Origin of the sequence: Nocardia sp. CY41 (assembly GCF_009829325.1) — a bacterium.
Classification (GTDB): domain Bacteria; phylum Actinomycetota; class Actinomycetes; order Mycobacteriales; family Mycobacteriaceae; genus Nocardia.
In genome coordinates, this window is the sequence record NZ_VUOS01000009.1 from 152,753 (window position 1) to 169,669 (window position 16,917).

7 protein-coding genes are annotated in these 16,917 nt (G+C 69.4%); 3 read left to right on the plus strand and 4 right to left on the minus strand.

Features of this window, described 5'->3' with window-relative positions; genetic code table 11:
- Positions 1-705: 705 nt before the first annotated feature.
- From GVY64_RS11630 to GVY64_RS11640, 3 genes are all read right to left on the minus strand, one after another.
- Positions 706-1,608: a universal stress protein gene (locus tag GVY64_RS11630; protein ID WP_159840811.1), complete on the minus strand. Its 903-nt coding sequence runs from the start codon at positions 1,606-1,608 to the stop codon at positions 706-708.
- A 23-nt stretch (positions 1,609-1,631) separates the two neighbouring features.
- Positions 1,632-2,096: a pyridoxamine 5'-phosphate oxidase family protein gene (locus tag GVY64_RS11635; protein WP_159840527.1), complete on the minus strand. Its 465-nt coding sequence runs from the start codon at positions 2,094-2,096 to the stop codon at positions 1,632-1,634.
- Positions 2,097-2,270: 174 nt separating this feature from the next.
- Complete coding sequence (locus GVY64_RS11640) at positions 2,271-3,641, minus strand: wax ester/triacylglycerol synthase family O-acyltransferase (protein WP_159840528.1); 1,371 nt, start codon at positions 3,639-3,641, stop codon at positions 2,271-2,273.
- 334 nt (positions 3,642-3,975) lie between these two features.
- Between GVY64_RS11640 and GVY64_RS11645 the strand changes: the two genes are divergently transcribed.
- Positions 3,976-5,112 carry an NAD(P)/FAD-dependent oxidoreductase gene (locus tag GVY64_RS11645; RefSeq protein ID WP_159840529.1) on the plus strand — a complete coding sequence of 379 codons (1,137 nt, stop codon included), beginning with the start codon at positions 3,976-3,978 and terminating at the stop codon, positions 5,110-5,112.
- Here the strand turns inward: GVY64_RS11645 and GVY64_RS11650 are convergent.
- Positions 5,102-14,203: a non-ribosomal peptide synthetase gene (locus tag GVY64_RS11650; protein ID WP_159840530.1), complete on the minus strand. Its 9,102-nt coding sequence runs from the start codon at positions 14,201-14,203 to the stop codon at positions 5,102-5,104. The two genes, GVY64_RS11645 and GVY64_RS11650, sit on opposite strands and share 11 nt — an antisense overlap.
- A gap of 456 nt (positions 14,204-14,659) precedes the next feature.
- On the opposite strand from GVY64_RS11650, the gene GVY64_RS11655 reads away from it, so the two are divergent.
- The gene (locus GVY64_RS11655) at positions 14,660-16,291 is read left to right on the plus strand and encodes an FAD-binding oxidoreductase (RefSeq protein WP_159840531.1); all 1,632 of its coding nucleotides are present in this window, start codon (positions 14,660-14,662) and stop codon (positions 16,289-16,291) included.
- Complete coding sequence (locus GVY64_RS11660) at positions 16,288-16,890, plus strand: TetR/AcrR family transcriptional regulator (RefSeq protein ID WP_159840532.1); 603 nt, start codon at positions 16,288-16,290, stop codon at positions 16,888-16,890. The genes GVY64_RS11655 and GVY64_RS11660 overlap by 4 nt, the downstream gene beginning before the upstream one ends.
- Positions 16,891-16,917: the final 27 nt, after the last annotated feature.

The window sequence follows — 16,917 nt, forward strand, 5'->3', positions numbered from 1 at the left end:
GTAGCGCCACTCGGGTACACAGAACTTATGCACCGCTCGGATGCTCATATACATACTTCCGGGCGGAATCATGCACGTATTGCGCGATATTCCCGTCGAGCGTCGTCCTCTTGTTCGGAACGATCTCGTCGGGCCGCGTCGCTTTCCGCGCTCGCCATCATCCCGGTTCGCCGAGCAGCCGAAGGCGCGCAGCCGTCGGGGAGGGGCCTGCGAATGACATCCGGCCGGTCAAACCACGGATTTACTCCGCCAACCGGATCGACGTCAGCATGACGGACACCGGCACCGCGGCCGGCGCGGACGACTTCGCGACTACATCGAGCGCGAGCGAGTCACCCTGGAGTGTCTTAATCCGCAGCGGAACTCGTACGTCGAACGAAGCCACGAGCGATCCTGTCGGATAGGTCGCGGAGGATTCTCGGGACGATGGTTCGGCAAATTCTGCCGATGTCTCATGCCCACCACCTGGGACAAATCTCCGTGTCCAGGGGATGCGGAGACGTCCACCGGTCGCTTTTCGCACCCGAAAGTCCCCGCTGTTCCGATATCGCGCACCCACCGCCGCCGAACCGATACGGAGGGCAGGCCATCGCCCCTGCGGCACAACGCCGCTGGTCCATGGTGATCCGGCGGCGGCCACGGCGAGTCGAGCTGGGCAGCCGTTCGCCCTCGGTCATCTGCCCGCCGGTCGGCGGGCGGCATCCGTCACCGTACGCGCACGACGATCAAAGGCACGTCCACCGAGTGCAACAACGTATTGCTGGTCGACCCGAGCAGCATGCTGGTGAACCCGCCTCGGCCATGACTGCCGACGACCACCAGCTGCGCGTTCGACGATTCGTCCAGCAGGGACCGACCAGGCCGGTCGGCTGTGACGACCCGCCGCACCGCGACGTCCGGATAGCGGTCGACCCACCCGGCGAGGCTCTCGGCCAGCACGGCCTCCGCCGATTCGCGGGCGGTGTCCCACCCCCGGACGGGCGCGTCCAGACCGCTGGTGTCGCTCCACGCGTGCAGCGCGATCACGTCGACTTTTCGCCGCGACGCCTCGTCGAACGCCAGCTCGATGGCAGCCGTACTGTTGTCGGTCCCGTCCACGCCCACCAGCACGGGCAGTTGCGCCGACACGGCGTCGATCGCCGAGATGCCATGGATCACCGCGACCGGGCATCGCGCGTGATGGGTGGTCGCGGTACTCACCGAGCCGAGCAGTCCGCGCTGGAACGCACCGAGTCCGCGGCTGCCCACCACCAACATCCGCGCGCGCGAGGACCTTTCGATGAGAGTCGGAATGATCAGCTCGAACGTCAGCTCGGTGGTGATGGCGGGTTCGGCACCCGGCGCGGCCGTGCGCGCCACCCGTGTCGCCTCGGCGAGGATGCGCTCGCCGTCGCCGCGCAACCACTCCAGATCGGCCTCTCCCAGCGAGATCTCGGGCCCGGAGCCGGTCGGGATCGCCATCGAAGTGAGGATGTGCAGCGCACGGCCGTGCAGCGCGGCTTCGACTGCCGCCCAGGCGACCGCCTGATACGAGCTGGCCGAGCCGTCGACCGCGGCCAGCATCGGAGAGTCGAGATCTGTTGCGTGCGGGAGGTTCTCGATGTCCATGGGATCCTTCGGGTCTGCCGGGGTCATCGCGCCGCCTGATCTTGCTCGCCGAGCAGCCGGACACCCGTCACGATCGTGGGTTCGATGGCGATGACCGTGTCCATCACCGCATCGGCCCACGGCCGCAGCAGTCGCGTATAGCGCTCCACCCGTTCGGGGTCGGTCACCGTACGGGCGAGGCCGGTCACCACGACCGACCAACCCACGTGGGTCACCGCGTCGATGTCGTCGGCCTCGTAGGCGACGACGACGGAGGGATCGGCACGGACGGTGCCGGTGAGCCGCGATGTGACCCGGGTACGCACGATGACCAGCCCGGCGTCCACGAAATGGTTGACCGGACGGATCGCGGGCAGCGCGTCCCGGGTGAAGACGACGCGGCCGTAGGCGACACCGGCCAGTAGCCGCAACGCCTCCTCGCGGTCGATCTCCACCATCGTGCGGGCCGGGACGCCGTTGTCCGCGACACGGCCGTTCGACGCGATCATGATCGCGCACCGCGGCACATCACGCGTGCATCCACTGGGGACGACCTCGCTTTCCGATCTTCGCTCGACACCACGGTTTCCCATATCATCACCGAGTTCTCCTGCCGGACAGAGCAGAAAGTCCCCGATCGGTCCCTGCTACCTGCGGAGCCGGGGCTCCCGGCCGAGTGATCGTCACGGTTCGCTCACCCCCGGCCGGGACGGCCTACGGAGGCCGGCACGCTCGCGCAGCCGCCGGATGTCCCGCTCAATTCCCTCGGCGAGCACGGCGATATCAGGGGCGGTGTCGTAATCTCCCGTGATGCCGAATGTCAACTGGTCCGCGTAGCTGAGGACCGCGATGGCGGTGCGCACCCGCATGGCGATCGGCACGGCGGGCAGGATCTCCGATACCGTGCGCCCACGGATGGTCAACCGGTCACGGGGGCCGGGCACGTTCGTCACCAGCGCGCCGACGGTTCGTTGCGGAAAACGCGCCAGCAGACGGAGACTCCACGCCAGCGGCGCGAACGGCAGCAGGCCGGCCAGGGCGAGCACCGAATTCTCGGCTTGCGCTGTACCGCCCGACTTGTGCCTGGTCATCCGCTCCCTGATCGCGTTCAGCCGCTCCACCGGATCCGCTACATCGATCGGCAGGAACGGCAGCACCGCCGTAACCCGATTGTCCATCAGATACTTCGCCTTGTCGGACCGCATGGAGATCGGGACGAGGATGCGCAGTTTGTCCGGAGCTGTCCGCTCTTCGCGCCCGGCCAGCAGGTCGCGATAAGCGCCGGCGACCGAAGCCAGGACGACATCGTTGACCGTGACGCCGAACGCCGTACCGATGTCGTGCACGTCCGACAGGGCGGCCCGTGCCACCGCATACCGGCGCTGGCGGCCGATGGGGCCGTTGAGCGAGGACTCGGCGGCCGGCGAGACCACGGCGGACACCACCGGAGCCAGACCGCGCGTCACCGCGATCACCGACCGTGGCGCGACGACGGGGAGCCGCGTCACGCCGCGGACCATATCGAGCCACCGCACGCCGGCGCGGCGGCCCTGCGTGTCCGACCCGGCGCGGCCGGGGTCCTCCGTCACGGGATCACAGAAGCTGCGAAACACCGATATCCCGGACACGCCGTCCACCAGGCTGTGATGCGCTTTGACGAACAGTGCCCACCGGTCTCCCGCGAGATGTTCGACGACGACGCACTGCCACAGCGGGTGGTCGCGATCGAGCCGCTCCTCCAGTTCCGCCGCCACCAGTTCGCACAACGCGGGATCGTCACCCGGGGTGGGCAGCGCGGTCCACCGGATGTGATGCGCGACATCGAAATCCGGGTCGTCCTCCCATACGGGCGTAGCCAGGTCCAGCGGCGCCCGCCGCACCTTCTGGCGCAGGCGCGGGTTCCGCTCCGCACTCCTGGCGATCATGTCGCCGAACTCGGTCCTGCCCGGCGGAGCGCCGGCGATGATCGCCACCGCGCCGATCCCGAGGCTGATGTGCCGGTCGGAGTCCTCCAGTTCCATGAAGCCCGAATCGAGAGGCCGTAGTTCTGTCATGGGCACGCTCATTCCGGTGGTCGATGCCCAGCGCTGCGGCCACACGGCCCGGCGAGGTACATCGCGGCACCTCGATCACCTGTTCGTCGGACCCGCCGTTCCAGTGCGTCGCCTGCGACCGGCAGGCGCGGCTGGAACGGGGACTCGTCGGTTCGTCTTCTCAGCATCGCGCGAAGTGCCGCCGGAGTTGATGGCCGAAGGTCACCGATCGCAGGGCCCTCCGGCCACGCGCTCGAGCGTCGGCCCGGCAGGCACAGGGCGGAAGCTGCGTCGCACGCGGGCAGGGATGAAGAAGTACTCGACCGGCCCGCGCCGCAGGGTGAAGAATCACCGTATGCGAACCGTACTCGTTCTCGGTGCGGGGTTCGGAGGACTGGAGCTGGCCACCCGTCTGTCGGGTTCGCCGGCCGGCGACCTCCGTGTCGTCGTCATCGACCGCAACGACTCCTTCACCTTCGGCTTCGCCAAATTGGACATCCTGTTCCGAGACGTGCCGCCGGAGGCCGTGCGCGTGCCGTACACCCGTTTCCGCCATCCGCGCGTCGAATTCCGGCAGGAGGAGGTGACCGCGATCGACCCGAGCACCCGCCGGGTCCGCACCGACCGCGGCGGGTACGACCCGGACATCCTCGTCGTCGCCCTCGGCGCCGACTACGACCCCGGCGCGACCCCCGGGTTCCTCGAAGACGGCTACGAGTACTACTCCATCGACGGCGCCCGCCGATTGCGCGAACGCCTGGCCGGCTTCGACGGCGGTTCGGTGCTCGTCGCGGTGCTGGGCGTTCCGTTCAAGTGCCCGCCCGCGCCGTATGAAGGCGCGATGCTCCTGCACGAGCAGCTGGATCGGCGTGGCGTCCGCGACCGCGCCGAGATCCGGTTCGCCAGCCCGATGGAGTCACCGATCCCGGTGTCCCCGGCGACCTCCGCCGCGATCGTCGAAGCGCTGAACCGGCGTCGGATCGGCTACTCCCCCGGGCTGCCGGTCCAGGCGCTCGACCCGAGCCGCCATGTGGCGGTCACCCACGGCGGCGAGCTGTCCTACGACCTGTTCATCGGAATCCCGAAGCACCGAGTCCCCGCGGTCGTCGAGGCATCGGGGCTCACCGAAGGCGGGACCGACGGCTGGGTCGCCGTCGACCCGCGCACCCTCGCAACGCCGTATCCCGGCGTCTACGCCCTGGGCGACTGCGCCGACGCTCCGGTCCCGCGTGCGGGCGTGTTCGCCGAGGACGCCGCCCGCACGGTCGCCGCAGGCATCGAGGCCGAGCTGCGCGGAGCGGTCCCGTCCGGGCGGTACCACGGCCGGGGCACCTGTCATATCGAGTTCGGTGACGGGCTGGTCGGCAAGGTGGAGGCGGATTTCCTCTCCGGTCCCGCGCCGGCCGCGCCGTTCTCCCCGCCGTCGGCGGAGCTGGCCCGGGAGAAGGCCGCGGCCGCCGAGGCCAGGCTGCGGCGCTGGTTCACCGGCTGACCGGCCGCTCCTGGTCCGGCTCGTCCGCACGCCACGCTCGCGTGAGCACGTCGGCTATCTCCGCCAGGCCGGGCGCCGTGGTCATCCGCCAATGCGTGGTGGACACGGCGTGGTTGTGCACGCGGCCGTCGACGACCGCACGCCACAGCGACGCGCCGACACAGCCGGTCGGGTCGTCGAGAGCGGCGGTGAAATAGACGACGTCGCCGCGGTAGACGGGCGGGTCGTAGGCTTCGCGGAGCGCGACCGAGTGCACGGCCGCGTCGAGGATGCGAGTGACGCGGTCGGATCCGAACGAAGCGAAAGGTTCGGGGAGTTCGGTCATCTTCTGAGGCAGCGCGGCCCAATCCACTTCCGCGACGTTGCCGAGGTCGCCGGCTTGCTCACCGAGCAGACCGCCCATGAGTTCGGCCACCGGCACCTGGCCTGCGTCGCCGGGCGGTGTGCCCGGCGGATCCGCCATGTAACTGTCCATCACCGCGAGCAACGCGACTCGCTCGCCCCGACGTTGCAGTTGGACGGCTATCTCGTGCGCGATGACGCCGCCGAAGGACCAGCCGAGTAGATGGTAGGGGCCGGTCGGTTGCTTCGAACGGATCAGCTCGATGTAGTGGTGGGCCCATTCCTCGATCGAACCCGGCATCACCTCGTCGGTAGCCAGCACCGGTGTCTGCAGACCGTAGAGCGGACGCTCCGGATCGAGGTAGGCGGCGAGACCGGCGTACGACCAGGAGATCCCCGAGACCGGGTGAACGCAGAACAGCGGTGCGGCCGAACCCGAGGGGCGCAGCGGCAGCAGCATCTCGAAGGCCGCCTCGGTCTCGACCGCGCCGCTCGCACGACGGGCCAGGTCGGCGACCAGCTGCGCGGGTGTGGGCGCGGTGAACACCCGCATCACCGGGATACGGGTGCCGAGCGCGGACGACAGCCGGAGCGTCAGCTTGGCGGCGAGCAGCGAGTTCCCGCCGTGTTCGAAGAAGTTGTCGTCCATGCCGAAGCGCTCGGCGCCGAGCACCGCGGCGAAGGCGTCGGCGACCGTCGCCTCGACGGGCGTGGCGGGCACGCGGAATTCGCGCGCGCGGAATGCCGGCGCGGGCAGTGCCCGGCGGTCGAGCTTGCCGTTGGGCGTCAAGGGGAAGGCGTCGAGCACGACGATCGCGGCGGGAATCATGTAGCCGGTCAGATACGCGGCGACCTGATCGCGCAATTCGGCCGGGTCGGGCCGCGCGCCGGGCTGCGGTAGCACATAGCCCACGAGCTGATCGCCCAGAGCGGCATCGGTCCGCACCAGCGCGACGGCCTGACGCACGCCAGGACACCGCACCAGCGCCGATTCGATCTCCCCCAGCTCGATCCGGAAGCCGCGCAGCTGCACCTGCTGGTCGCCGCGACCGGAATAGGCGAGCCCGGCGTCACCGCCGAACCGGCTCCAGCGCGCGAGGTCACCCGACCGGTACATCCGGGACCCGGGCGGCCCGAAAGGATCGGCGACGAACCGCGTCGCGGTGAGGCCGGGACGGCCCGCGTAACCGCGCGACAGCTGGCCACCCGCGACATAGATCTCGCCGGGAGAACCGAACGGCGCCGGTCGCAGGCGGATGTCCAGCACGTGCGTGTCCAGCCCGGGCAAGGCGCGGCCGATCAGGCTGAGCGGAGTGTCCGTCAGATCCGTGCCGACCTCCAGGAAGGAGACGTGCACGGTGGTCTCCGTGATGCCGTACATGTTGACCAGTCGTGGCGTGCCCTCCGGATGACGCTCGTACCAGCGTCGCAGGTGCCGCAGATCCAGCGCCTCACCACCGAAGATCACGTATCGGAGCGCGAACTCCCCTGGCGCGGCCGAGGCGTCCCGGTCGGCGTCGACGAGTTGGCAGAACGCCGACGGCGTCTGGTTCAGCACCGTCACCCGCTCGCGAATCAGCAACTCGCGGAACTGCTCCGGTGATCGCGAGGTCTCGTAGTCGACCACGACGACGGTGCCGCCGGTCACGAGCGCGCACCACAGTTCCCACACCGAGAAGTCGAAGGCGAAGGAGTGGAACAACGTCCAGACGTCACGCTCGCCGAATTCGAACAGGGGCTGCGCCCTGGTGAACAATTCCACCGCATTGCGGTGCGTCACCCCGACACCCTTGGGCACGCCGGTGGAGCCCGAGGTGTAGATGACGTAGGCGAGGTTGTCCGCGAGCAGGGGCGCCATGCGCTCGGCGTCGGTGAGCGGATCGTCGGTGAATTCCGCCGTCTGCTCCAGCATAACCGTGGGCAAGCCCGTGTCCGGAAGAGCGGCCTGCTCGTCAGCGGTGGTCAGCACGCACACCGGCGCCGCGTCGGTGAGAACGAAGGCCAGCCGCTGCGCCGGGTAGGTGAGGTCGATCGGCAGGTACGCGGCGCCGGCCGTGAGCACGCCGAGCAGTGCGGCGGGCAGTTCTTCGGTGCGTGGCACCGCCACGGCCACAATGGTTTCCGGCCCCGCCCCGGCTGCGATCAAGGCGCGGGCGATGCGATTCGCGCGCCGCTGCAATGCGCCGAAACTCACGGCGGCGGCGCCGCACCGGACGGCCGTCGCCTCCGGCCTGCGGCGCGCCTGCTCGCCGATCAGCTGGGGTAGCGTCGACGCGGTCTCGTCCCGAGTTTCGTGCGATCGCGTGACGGCCGGGCAGCTTTCGTCTTCATCGAGGAGATCGATGTCCCAGACCCGCACCGAGGGGTTCTCCGCGACCGCGGACACGATGCGCTCGAACCGGCGAGCGAAGGCGCGGACGGTCGATTCGTCGAAGAGTTCGGTGGCGTAGGTGAAGCTCACTGCCATCTCGGTCCGGCCGTCGTCACCGAGCCGGGGCTCGACGACCACGTGCAGATCGAATTTCGCCGCGGTGGCGCCGTTGTCGACCGCGGTGACCGTCAGGCCGGGTAGTTCCAGGGTGGGCTGCTGGATGTTCTGGAACGACAGCATCACCGGGAAGAGTGGGTTGTGCGCCCCGCTGCGTGCGGGGGCGGCCTCCTCGACCACCCGCTCGAACGGCACGTCGCCGTTGGCGAACGCCGAGAGCGCCGCTTCCCTGGTCCGGCCGACGAGGTCGCGGAACGTGGCGGCTGGGTCGACCTCGACGCGCAGAGCCAACGTGTTGACGAACATCCCGACCAGGTCGTCGAGCGCGCGTTCGCCGCGCCCGGCGACCGGGGTGCCGATCACGACGTCCGTGGCGCCGCACAGGCGCCCGATCAGTGTGGCGAGCGCCGCGTGCACGACCATGAACAGCGTCGCGTTGTGGTCGCGCGCGATCCGGCTCAGCCGCTCGTGGATCCGCGCCGGGATGGGATGGCCGATCGACGCGCCACAGGAGGAGACGGTCGACGGTCGCGGTCGATCGGTCGGCAGCTCCAGCGGTCCCGGCAGCCCGGCCAGCTGGTTGCGCCAATACGACAGCTGTTGCGCCGCAATCGAATCGGAATGATCGTCGGGGCCGATGGCGGCGTGCTGCCAGATCGCGAAGTCGGCGTATTGCACCGGCAGACGCGGCCAGTGCGGCGCGCCACCGCCGAGACGCGCCGTGTAGGCGGCCACCAGGTCGCGCGCCAGTGGCGCGAGCGACGATCCGTCCGCCGCGATGTGGTGGGTCACGATGACGAGCAGATGATCACGACCCGAGGTGAACAGCCGCACCCGGATGGGCGCGTCCGTGGTCACGTCGAAACCCGCGGACATCAGCCCGTTCACCAGGTCCGCGACTTCGGCGATGCCGTGCTCGACCGCGATGCCGTCGGGAAGAACCGCGTCCGCAGGAAGGATCTCCTGGTACGGCTGTCCCTCGGCGTCGACCGGGTACCGGGTGCGCAGCACCTCGTGCCGTTCGATCACGTCGGCGACCGCCTGACGCAGCGCGGTGAGGTCCAGGACACCGCTCAGCCGGACGGCGAAAGGCATGTTGTACGCGGGCGAGTCCGGCTCGATGCGGTTGAGCAACCACATGCGCTGCTGTGCGAGCGAAAGTGGAATGCGGTCCGGCCGCCGCGACCGCGTCAACGGCGGACGGGTGGTACCCGCCCCACAGGCGGCCACCCGCGCGGCGAGCGCGGAGACGAGCGGCGCCTCGAACAGGTCGCGCACGCCGACCTGTGATCCCAGTGCCTCGTTGACCCGCGCGACGGTCCGGGTGGCGAGCAGCGAATTGCCGCCGAGGGCGAAGAAATCGTCGTCGATGCCGACTCGCTCGACGCCGAGCAGCTCGGCGAACACCTGAGCCACGGCCTGCTCGACGGGGTTGCGAGCAGGCCGGAACGCCCTGGCCTCGATCACCGGCTCGGGCAGTGCTCTGCGATCGAGTTTGCCGCTCGCGTTCAGCGGCAGCGCCGAGAGCTCCACCAGCGTGGACGGGATCATGTACGAGGGCAGCACCGCCGAGATCCCGGCCATGAGTTCGGCACGGTCGACGGCCTGGCCGGGCCGCGGGACCACGTAGGCAGCCAGCCGATCTCCCGATGCCGAGGGGACCACCGCGGCGACCGCTTGGCTCACCGACGGCTGCGCGAGCAGCGCGGTCTCGATCTCCCCGAGTTCGATGCGCTGACCGCGGAACTTCACTTGGAAATCGGTGCGCCCGAGATATTCCAGTCGCTGCGGCTCGCCGCCGGCGGGCGCGCGCCACAAGGCCAGGTCGCCCGTGCGGTACATCCTTCTGCCGTTGTCGAACGGGTTGGCGACGAAACGACCGGCGCTCAGTGCGGCCTGCCGCACGTATCCACGGGCGAGTTGGTCTCCGGCCAGGTACAACTCGCCGGGCACGCCGGCCGCGACCGGTTGTAACCGCGAATCCAGGACGTAGACCTGGGTGTTCCATTCCGGCTGCCCGATGGGCACCGTCACCGAGTCGCCTGTTCCAGCGGGCCAGTAGGTGACCGATACCGCGGCTTCGGTGGGTCCGTAGAGATTGTGCACGTGTGCGCCGGTGACCGCTCGGACCGCGCGCACGGTCTCCGGCGGCAGCGCTTCCCCGATGACGAACAGATCGCGCAGTGTCGCGAGGTTTTCGGCCGTCGCGTGCGCGGCGAACGCGGTCAACATCGAAGGCACGAAATCGGTGACGGTGACACCGTGCGCCGCGATGGCCGAGGCGAGGTAGGCCGCGTCACGATGCCCGTCGGGTTCGGCGACGACCAGTTTCGCGCCCGACCGCAGCGGCATGAGATAGCCCCACAACGAAACGTCGAAGGTGGTGGCGGTCTTCTGCAGGTAGGCATCCCCCGGCCCCATGGGGTATCGGGCGAGCATCCACTCGATCTGGTTGTCGATCGCCTTGTGCGAGACCACCACGCCTTTCGGGCGCCCGGTCGAGCCCGACGTGAAGATCACATACGCGGGGTGTTCGGGGCGCACCTCGAGCAGCAGTTCGTCCGAGCGGATCGGCGCGCCCGAGCGCCGATCGACGCCGAGCGCCTCCAGGTGCAGGACGGTGACATCGTCGGGCGCCGGTACTTCGTCGGCGGAGGTGGTGAGCACGCAGATGGGCCGGGCGACCTCGAGAACGTGCGCGATTCGTTCGGCGGGGTGTTCGGGGTCCAGCGGTACGTACGCGCCACCGGCGGCGAGAATCGCGTACATGCCGACCACCAGGTCCAGCGAACGCCGGATCGCCAGACCCACCAGCGTTTCCGCGCCGACGCCGTGATCGATGAGCACCCGGGCGAGCCGGTTGACCCGCTCGTCGAACTCACGGTAGGTCAGCTGCTGGCCCCCGAAGACGACCGCGGCATCGTCCGGATGACGCGCCACCGCGCGCCGGTACCCGTCCAGCACCACACCCGCCGGGACCGGGTGCCGGGTCTCGTTCCAATGCACCAGAATCGCGGTGCGCTCCGCGGCGTCCAGCAGGTCGATCTCCCCTACCGCGCGATCCGCCGCATCGGCCACGGTCGCGAGGACGCCGCACAGCCGCCGGGCGAAGCCCGACACCGTGGCCTCGTCGAACAGGTCGGTGGAGTAGGTGAACGCCGCCGAGATGCCCAGCGGTGTCCGCTCGTCCTCGTGCGGCACCATGGTCAGCTCGAGATCGAATTTCGCCAGCGGCAGGGCGAAATCCAGCGCGGAGACGCGCAGTGCGGGCAATTCCAGTGTCGGGGGCGCGAAGTTCTGGAACGTCAGCATGGTCTGGAACAGCGGGTGATGCGCACTCGAACGCACCGGGTCCAGCAGTTCCACCAGGCGTTCGAACGGCACGTCGGCATGGCCGAACGCTTCGATGTCCCGGTTGCGCACCTGCGCGAGCAGTTCGGCGAAGCTGTGGCCGGGGTCGACGTCGGTCCGCAGCGCGAGGGTGTTGACGAACATGCCGATCAGGCCGTCCACCGCGGCCTCGCCGCGTCCGGCCACCGGTGCGCCCACGGTGATGTCGCGGGTGTTGGACAACCGCGCCAGCAAGACGGCGTACGCGGCGTGCGCGACCATGAACAGCGTCGCGTCGGTTCGGTGCGCCAGCCGGTTCAGCGCCGCGTGCACCGTCGCGTCGATCTTGAACTCGTGCACGGCGCCGCGACCGGAGAACACCGCGGGGCGCGGCCGGTCGGCCAGTAGATCCAGCCTCTCCGGCAGGTCGGCCAGCCGCTCGCGCCAGAATTCGAGTTGTCGCGCGAAGATCGAGTCCGGATCGTGCTCCGCGCCCAGCATGTCGCGCTGCCAGAGCGTGTAGTCCGCGTACTGGAAGGGCAGGGGTTTCCAGGCGGGCGCGCGGCCTGCGGCCCTGGCCGCGTACGCCGTCATCAGGTCTGCGGTCAGCGGGCCCATGGAGGAGCCGTCCGCGGCGATGTGCTGGACCACGCCCACCAGCACGTGCTCGGTCTCGCTCGAGCGCAGCAGACGCAGCCGGACCGGCGGCGCCACCGTGACGTCGAAACCCTCGACCACCGTGGCAACCGTGCGCTCGCGCATTTCGGCTTCGGTGACGTCGAGCACCGGCAGTTCCGGTACCGCCCCGGGCTCCGAGAGAGCGTGCACCCGTTGGCTGCCCGTCCCCTCGTGCTCCGGATAGCTGGTTCGCAGCACCTCGTGCCGCTCGACGAGATCCCGGATCGCGGCCCGCAGCGCGTCCACGTCCAACTGTCCGCTCAACCGCACCGCCAGCGGAATGTTGTTGCTCGCTGCGGCCGGATCGAATCGGTTCAGAAACCACATCCGCCGCTGCGCGAACGACAACGGCACCCGATCCGGTCGCGGCATCGGTCGCGGTGCGGGATGGCCGAGGTGAGCCTGCTCGTTCAGGCGTTCGGCCAGTTTCGCCACCACCGACGCCTCGAACAGCAGAGCGACGGGAACCCGCACGCCAAGGGCGGCGCCCAGTCGCGCGGCCGCCTGCGTCGCGATCAGCGAATTGCCGCCGAGCTCGAAGAAGTCGTCGTTCGCCCCCACCCGGCGCGCGCCGCCCGGCGGCAGGAGCAGTGCGGCGAAGATGTCGGCGACCACCTGCTCGGTCGGTGTGGCGGGGGCCAGGAACTGCCGGGTGGTGAGCACCGGCTCCGGCAACGCGGCGCGATCGAGCTTGCCCACCGGCGTCAGCGGCAGTTCGTCGAGCACCGTGATCGCGACCGGAATCATGTAAGCCGGAAGCGATTTCGCCAGAAAGTCGGCGAGTTCCGCGGTGTCGAGCGCCACCCGGACGCTTCCGTCGGTGGTGGGTGCCGTTCGTGGCAGCACGTAGGACACCAGCGCGGCGCCACCGGAGGGCAGTGTCGTACCGAGCGTCGCGGCATAGTCGACGTCCGGGTGGCTGGTCAGCGCGTTGTCGATCTCGCCGAGCTCGATCCGCAGCCCCCGGATCTTGACCTGGAAATCCACCCGCCCGTGGTGTTCGAGCATGCCCGCCGAGGTCCGACGTACCAGGTCTCCGGTGCGGTACATGCGCGCGCCGGGCACCGCCGCGAACGGATTGGCCACAAATCTGTCGGCGGTCGCCCCGGGGCGTCCGAGGTACCCCTGAGCCAGCGCCGGTCCGGACAGATACAGCTCCCCGACCACGCCGGTGGGCACCATCCGCAACCGAGCATCGAGGACATGGACGCCCAGCGCCGGTACCGGAGTGCCGATATGGGTCGCTCCGCCTGCGGACAACGCCTCCGTGCCGGTAGCGAAGATAGTGGTCTCGGTGGGTCCGTAGACGATGTAGAAGCAGCGGTCGCCGCTCGCCCACCGCGCGGCCAGTTCCGGTCCTACCCGTTCACCGCCGCACAGGATGGCCCGCAATTCGCCGAGACCGGCCGGCTCGATCGATTCCAGCGCCCCCGGCGTGATGCACAGATGCGTCACCCGCTCGCGTCGCAGCAGCTCGGCGAGTTCGGCGCCGCCGAACACCGTGTGCGGCGCAACGACCAGCGTCGCGCCCGCCGAGAAGGCGAGCAGCATCTCGATCACCGAGAAGTCGAAGCTCGGTGTGCACAGATGCGAGACGCGCGATTCCCGCCGCACCGCCCGGGCGGCGATCTCGTGCTCCACCAAGCTCGCGAGACCGGCATGCGTCACGGCCACGCCCTTCGGCTTGCCCGTCGAGCCGGACGTATAGATCACGTAGGCGAGGTGCTGTTCGGTGAGCGGACGTAGTCGGTCCAGATAACAGACGGCGTGTCCGGGCTCGGCGGCGACCTTCTCCTGGTGCGCCGCGGAGTCGAGTTCGATCCACCGCACGTCGAGCGGGGCGAGTGCGCCCACGTGCGCCGAGGTGGTGAGCCCGACGATCGCGCCGGTATCCGCGATCATGTGCGCGATTCGATCCGCCGGATAGGAGGGGTCGACGGGCACGTAGACGGCGCCGGTCTTCGCGACCGCCCACACCGCCAGCACCGACTCGATCGACCGGGTGATGGCGACCGCGACGAAGTCCCCGGGCCCCACCCCGAACCCGATCAGATAGCGCGCCCATCGCGAGGACGCCTCGTCCAGTTCCCGGTAGCTGAGCTCCCGCTGATCTGCTGGATCGCCGGTGGGATTATACCGGACCGCCGGGGAGTCGAACGCCGCGTCGACCGCGGCCGTGAGCAGTTGGGGGAACAGGAGATTGCGTGCCCGTGAATGCTGGGTGCGACGTGCGGAACGGCGTGTCGGGGTCATGCGGCGGCGGGTTCACTCTCTGGTCGATCATTGTCCGCCCTGGCGATGGAGCCAGAAGCAGTGCCTCAAATGCGTGAACCATGACCCGAGCGTGCAGAGGGACCTTAGCGAACGCCGCATCGATAGTCGCGACGAGGCTGGGATGGCTCACAGGAGTACCCCGGTCCAGATTGGGCTACGACATGGTGTGATGCGAAGAACAGTCATTTGGTCGCGGAAATTGATGTGATGAAAGTCACTCCAATTGTCGCGCTGCTGACGCCTGCCGCCGACCGGCTCGCAGCCAGGCGTAGCGAACCGGATCCGAGTGACCGACCGACGCTCCTTCGCCCGCGAGCGAAGAACTACCGGCCGGCGCCGGCCCGAGCGGCAGAGCGGCGTCGCCCCCGTAGGACCAATTGATCCTGAGGTAATTTACTCTCAAGTCAATTAACTTCGTGGGAATGGAGCCATGTGATGGCGACGAGGTCCTGGTGGGGATGGGGCAACCGGGAAGACGCGGTGACCGGCACCGAGCGAGCCGCCCTGACGAAACGCGTCGCGGCTCTGCTCCCGGACGCCGAGTTGACCGTGCACGAAGCGCCGGAGTTGACGTCGTTGCGCGTGCCCGCGCCGCGCGTCCAGGTACCCGATGCACTGGCTGGGCTGGCTTCCGACGACCTCGGCGACCGTGTCGCACACGGTCACGGGCAGGCGTTCCGCGACGTGGCGCGGTCGCTGCTGGGGCGCCTCGACCACGTCCCCGACCAGGTGCTGCGGCCGCGTACCGAGCAGGACGTGGTCGACATCCTGGACTGGTGCGCGAGCGCGGGGGTCGCCGTGGTGCCGTTCGGCGGCGGAACGTCGGTGGTGGGTGGTGTGGAACCACGGTGCGCCGACACCTACGCCGGAGCCGTGTCGCTGGACACGAGCCGCATGAACCAGATCCTCGAACTCGACCGCACCAGCCGGGCCGCACGGATCCAAGCGGGCATCCTCGGCCCGGCACTGGAAGCCGCGTTGCGGCCGGAGGGCTTGACGCTGCGGCACTTTCCGCAGTCGTTCGAGTTCTCCACGCTCGGTGGGTGGCTGGCCACCCGGGCGGGCGGCCACTACGCGACCGTATACACCCACATCGACGACATGGTGGAATCGCTACGGGTGGTCACTCCCGCCGGCATCAGCGAATCACGCAGGCTGCCCGCGTCGGGCGCGGGACCCTCGCCGGATCGGATGTTCCTCGGGTCGGAGGGCGTACTCGGCGTCATCACCGAGGCGTGGATGCGCTTGCAAGACCGTCCGCGCTGGCGGGCCGGCGCATCGGTGCTGTTCGACGACTACGAAGCGGCGGTGGCCGCCACCCGCGCCATCGCCCAGTCGGCCCTGTTTCCCGCCAACTGCCGGTTGCTCGATCCGGTGGAGGCGTTCCTCAACGCGGGCACCGGCGCGCCAGGCGGAGTGCTGGTTCTAGGATTCGAGTCCGCGGACCATCCGGTAGACGAACCGATGCGCCGGGCCGTGCAGATCTGCCGCGAGCACGGCGGCACGATCCCGGACGGCGTTCGCGCCACCGACTCCGCGGAAGACCCGGCGCGCGCGGGCGCAGCCGACACGTGGCGGTCGTCGTTCCTGCGTATGCCGTATCAACGGGACGCGCTCGCGGCCCAGTCCATGATCGTGGAAACCTTCGAAACCGCCTGCACCTGGGATCGTTTCGACGCTCTGCGCGCGGCCGTGCAGGCGGCGACCACGGCCGCGTTCCGATCCGCCGGTGTCACCGGGGTGCTGACCTGCCGGTTCACCCATGTCTATCCGGACGGCCCCGCGCCCTATTTCGGCATCTACGCCGCGGGCCGCTGGGGACGAACGGTCGAGCAGTGGGACGAGATCAAGGCCGCCGTATCCGAAGCGCTGCACGGCAACGGCGCGACCATCACCCACCATCATGCCGTCGGCCGCGACCACCGCCCTTGGTACGACCGCCAGCGACCCGAACCTTTCGCCACGGCGCTGCGGGCGGCCAAATCGGCGCTCGATCCCGCCGGAATCCTCAATCCCGGGGTGCTGCTCGACCCGATCGTCCCGTCGCCCGTACGGCAGGCCCGATGAGCAGGCCGGGCACCAAGGGTGTGCCGCGAGAGCGGCGGGAGGAGCAGATCCTCGACATCGCCACCTGCGAGTTCGGCGAGCGCGGCTACGCCGAGGCTTCCGTGGCCGAGATCGCCACGGCCGCAGGTGTTTCCAAACCGCTCGTATACGCCTACTTCGGTTCCCGCGACGGTCTGCACGCGGCCTGCGTGCACCGCGCCGGGAAGAGTCTGATCGATGCGGTGGCAGCGGCTCAGTTCGCGCAGGGCGCACACGACCGGGCGCTCGCGACACTGACCGGCATCTTCCGCGCGCTCGACGGGCGCACGCAGAACTGGAAGATCATCTATGACGCTACCCTGCCACGGTCGAGTGCGGCCTATTCGGTGGCCCGGGAGTATCGGAATGCCCTGAACGGCATGGGCGCGGCGGGCGTGTCGCAGGTGCTGGCCGATGCAGGCATCTCCGACGACGACGATCACTCCTTGTTGCTGGCGCTGTGGTTCAGCATCGTGTCCACCACCATCTCCTGGTGGAGCGACCATCCCGGTCACACGCCCGACCAGATGACCGCACGCTGCCTGCGGCTGTTCACCACGATCCGCGCAACGACCCTCTGACGCGTCGGGCGGTGGTCACCACGTGTC

What these genes read in the sequence shown, in the direction of transcription:
- GVY64_RS11630 (WP_159840811.1), bottom strand. Translation starts at nt 1,608, where the DNA reads ATGGACATCGAGAACCTCCCGCACGCAACAGATCTCGACTCTCCGATG.
- GVY64_RS11635 (WP_159840527.1), bottom strand. Translation starts at nt 2,096, where the DNA reads ATGATCGCGTCGAACGGCCGTGTCGCGGACAACGGCGTCCCGGCCCGC.
- GVY64_RS11640 (WP_159840528.1), bottom strand. Translation starts at nt 3,641, where the DNA reads ATGACAGAACTACGGCCTCTCGATTCGGGCTTCATGGAACTGGAGGAC.
- GVY64_RS11645 (WP_159840529.1), top strand. Translation starts at nt 3,976, where the DNA reads ATGCGAACCGTACTCGTTCTCGGTGCGGGGTTCGGAGGACTGGAGCTG.
- GVY64_RS11650 (WP_159840530.1), bottom strand. Translation starts at nt 14,203, where the DNA reads ATGACCCCGACACGCCGTTCCGCACGTCGCACCCAGCATTCACGGGCA.
- GVY64_RS11655 (WP_159840531.1), top strand. Translation starts at nt 14,660, where the DNA reads ATGGCGACGAGGTCCTGGTGGGGATGGGGCAACCGGGAAGACGCGGTG.
- GVY64_RS11660 (WP_159840532.1), top strand. Translation starts at nt 16,288, where the DNA reads ATGAGCAGGCCGGGCACCAAGGGTGTGCCGCGAGAGCGGCGGGAGGAG.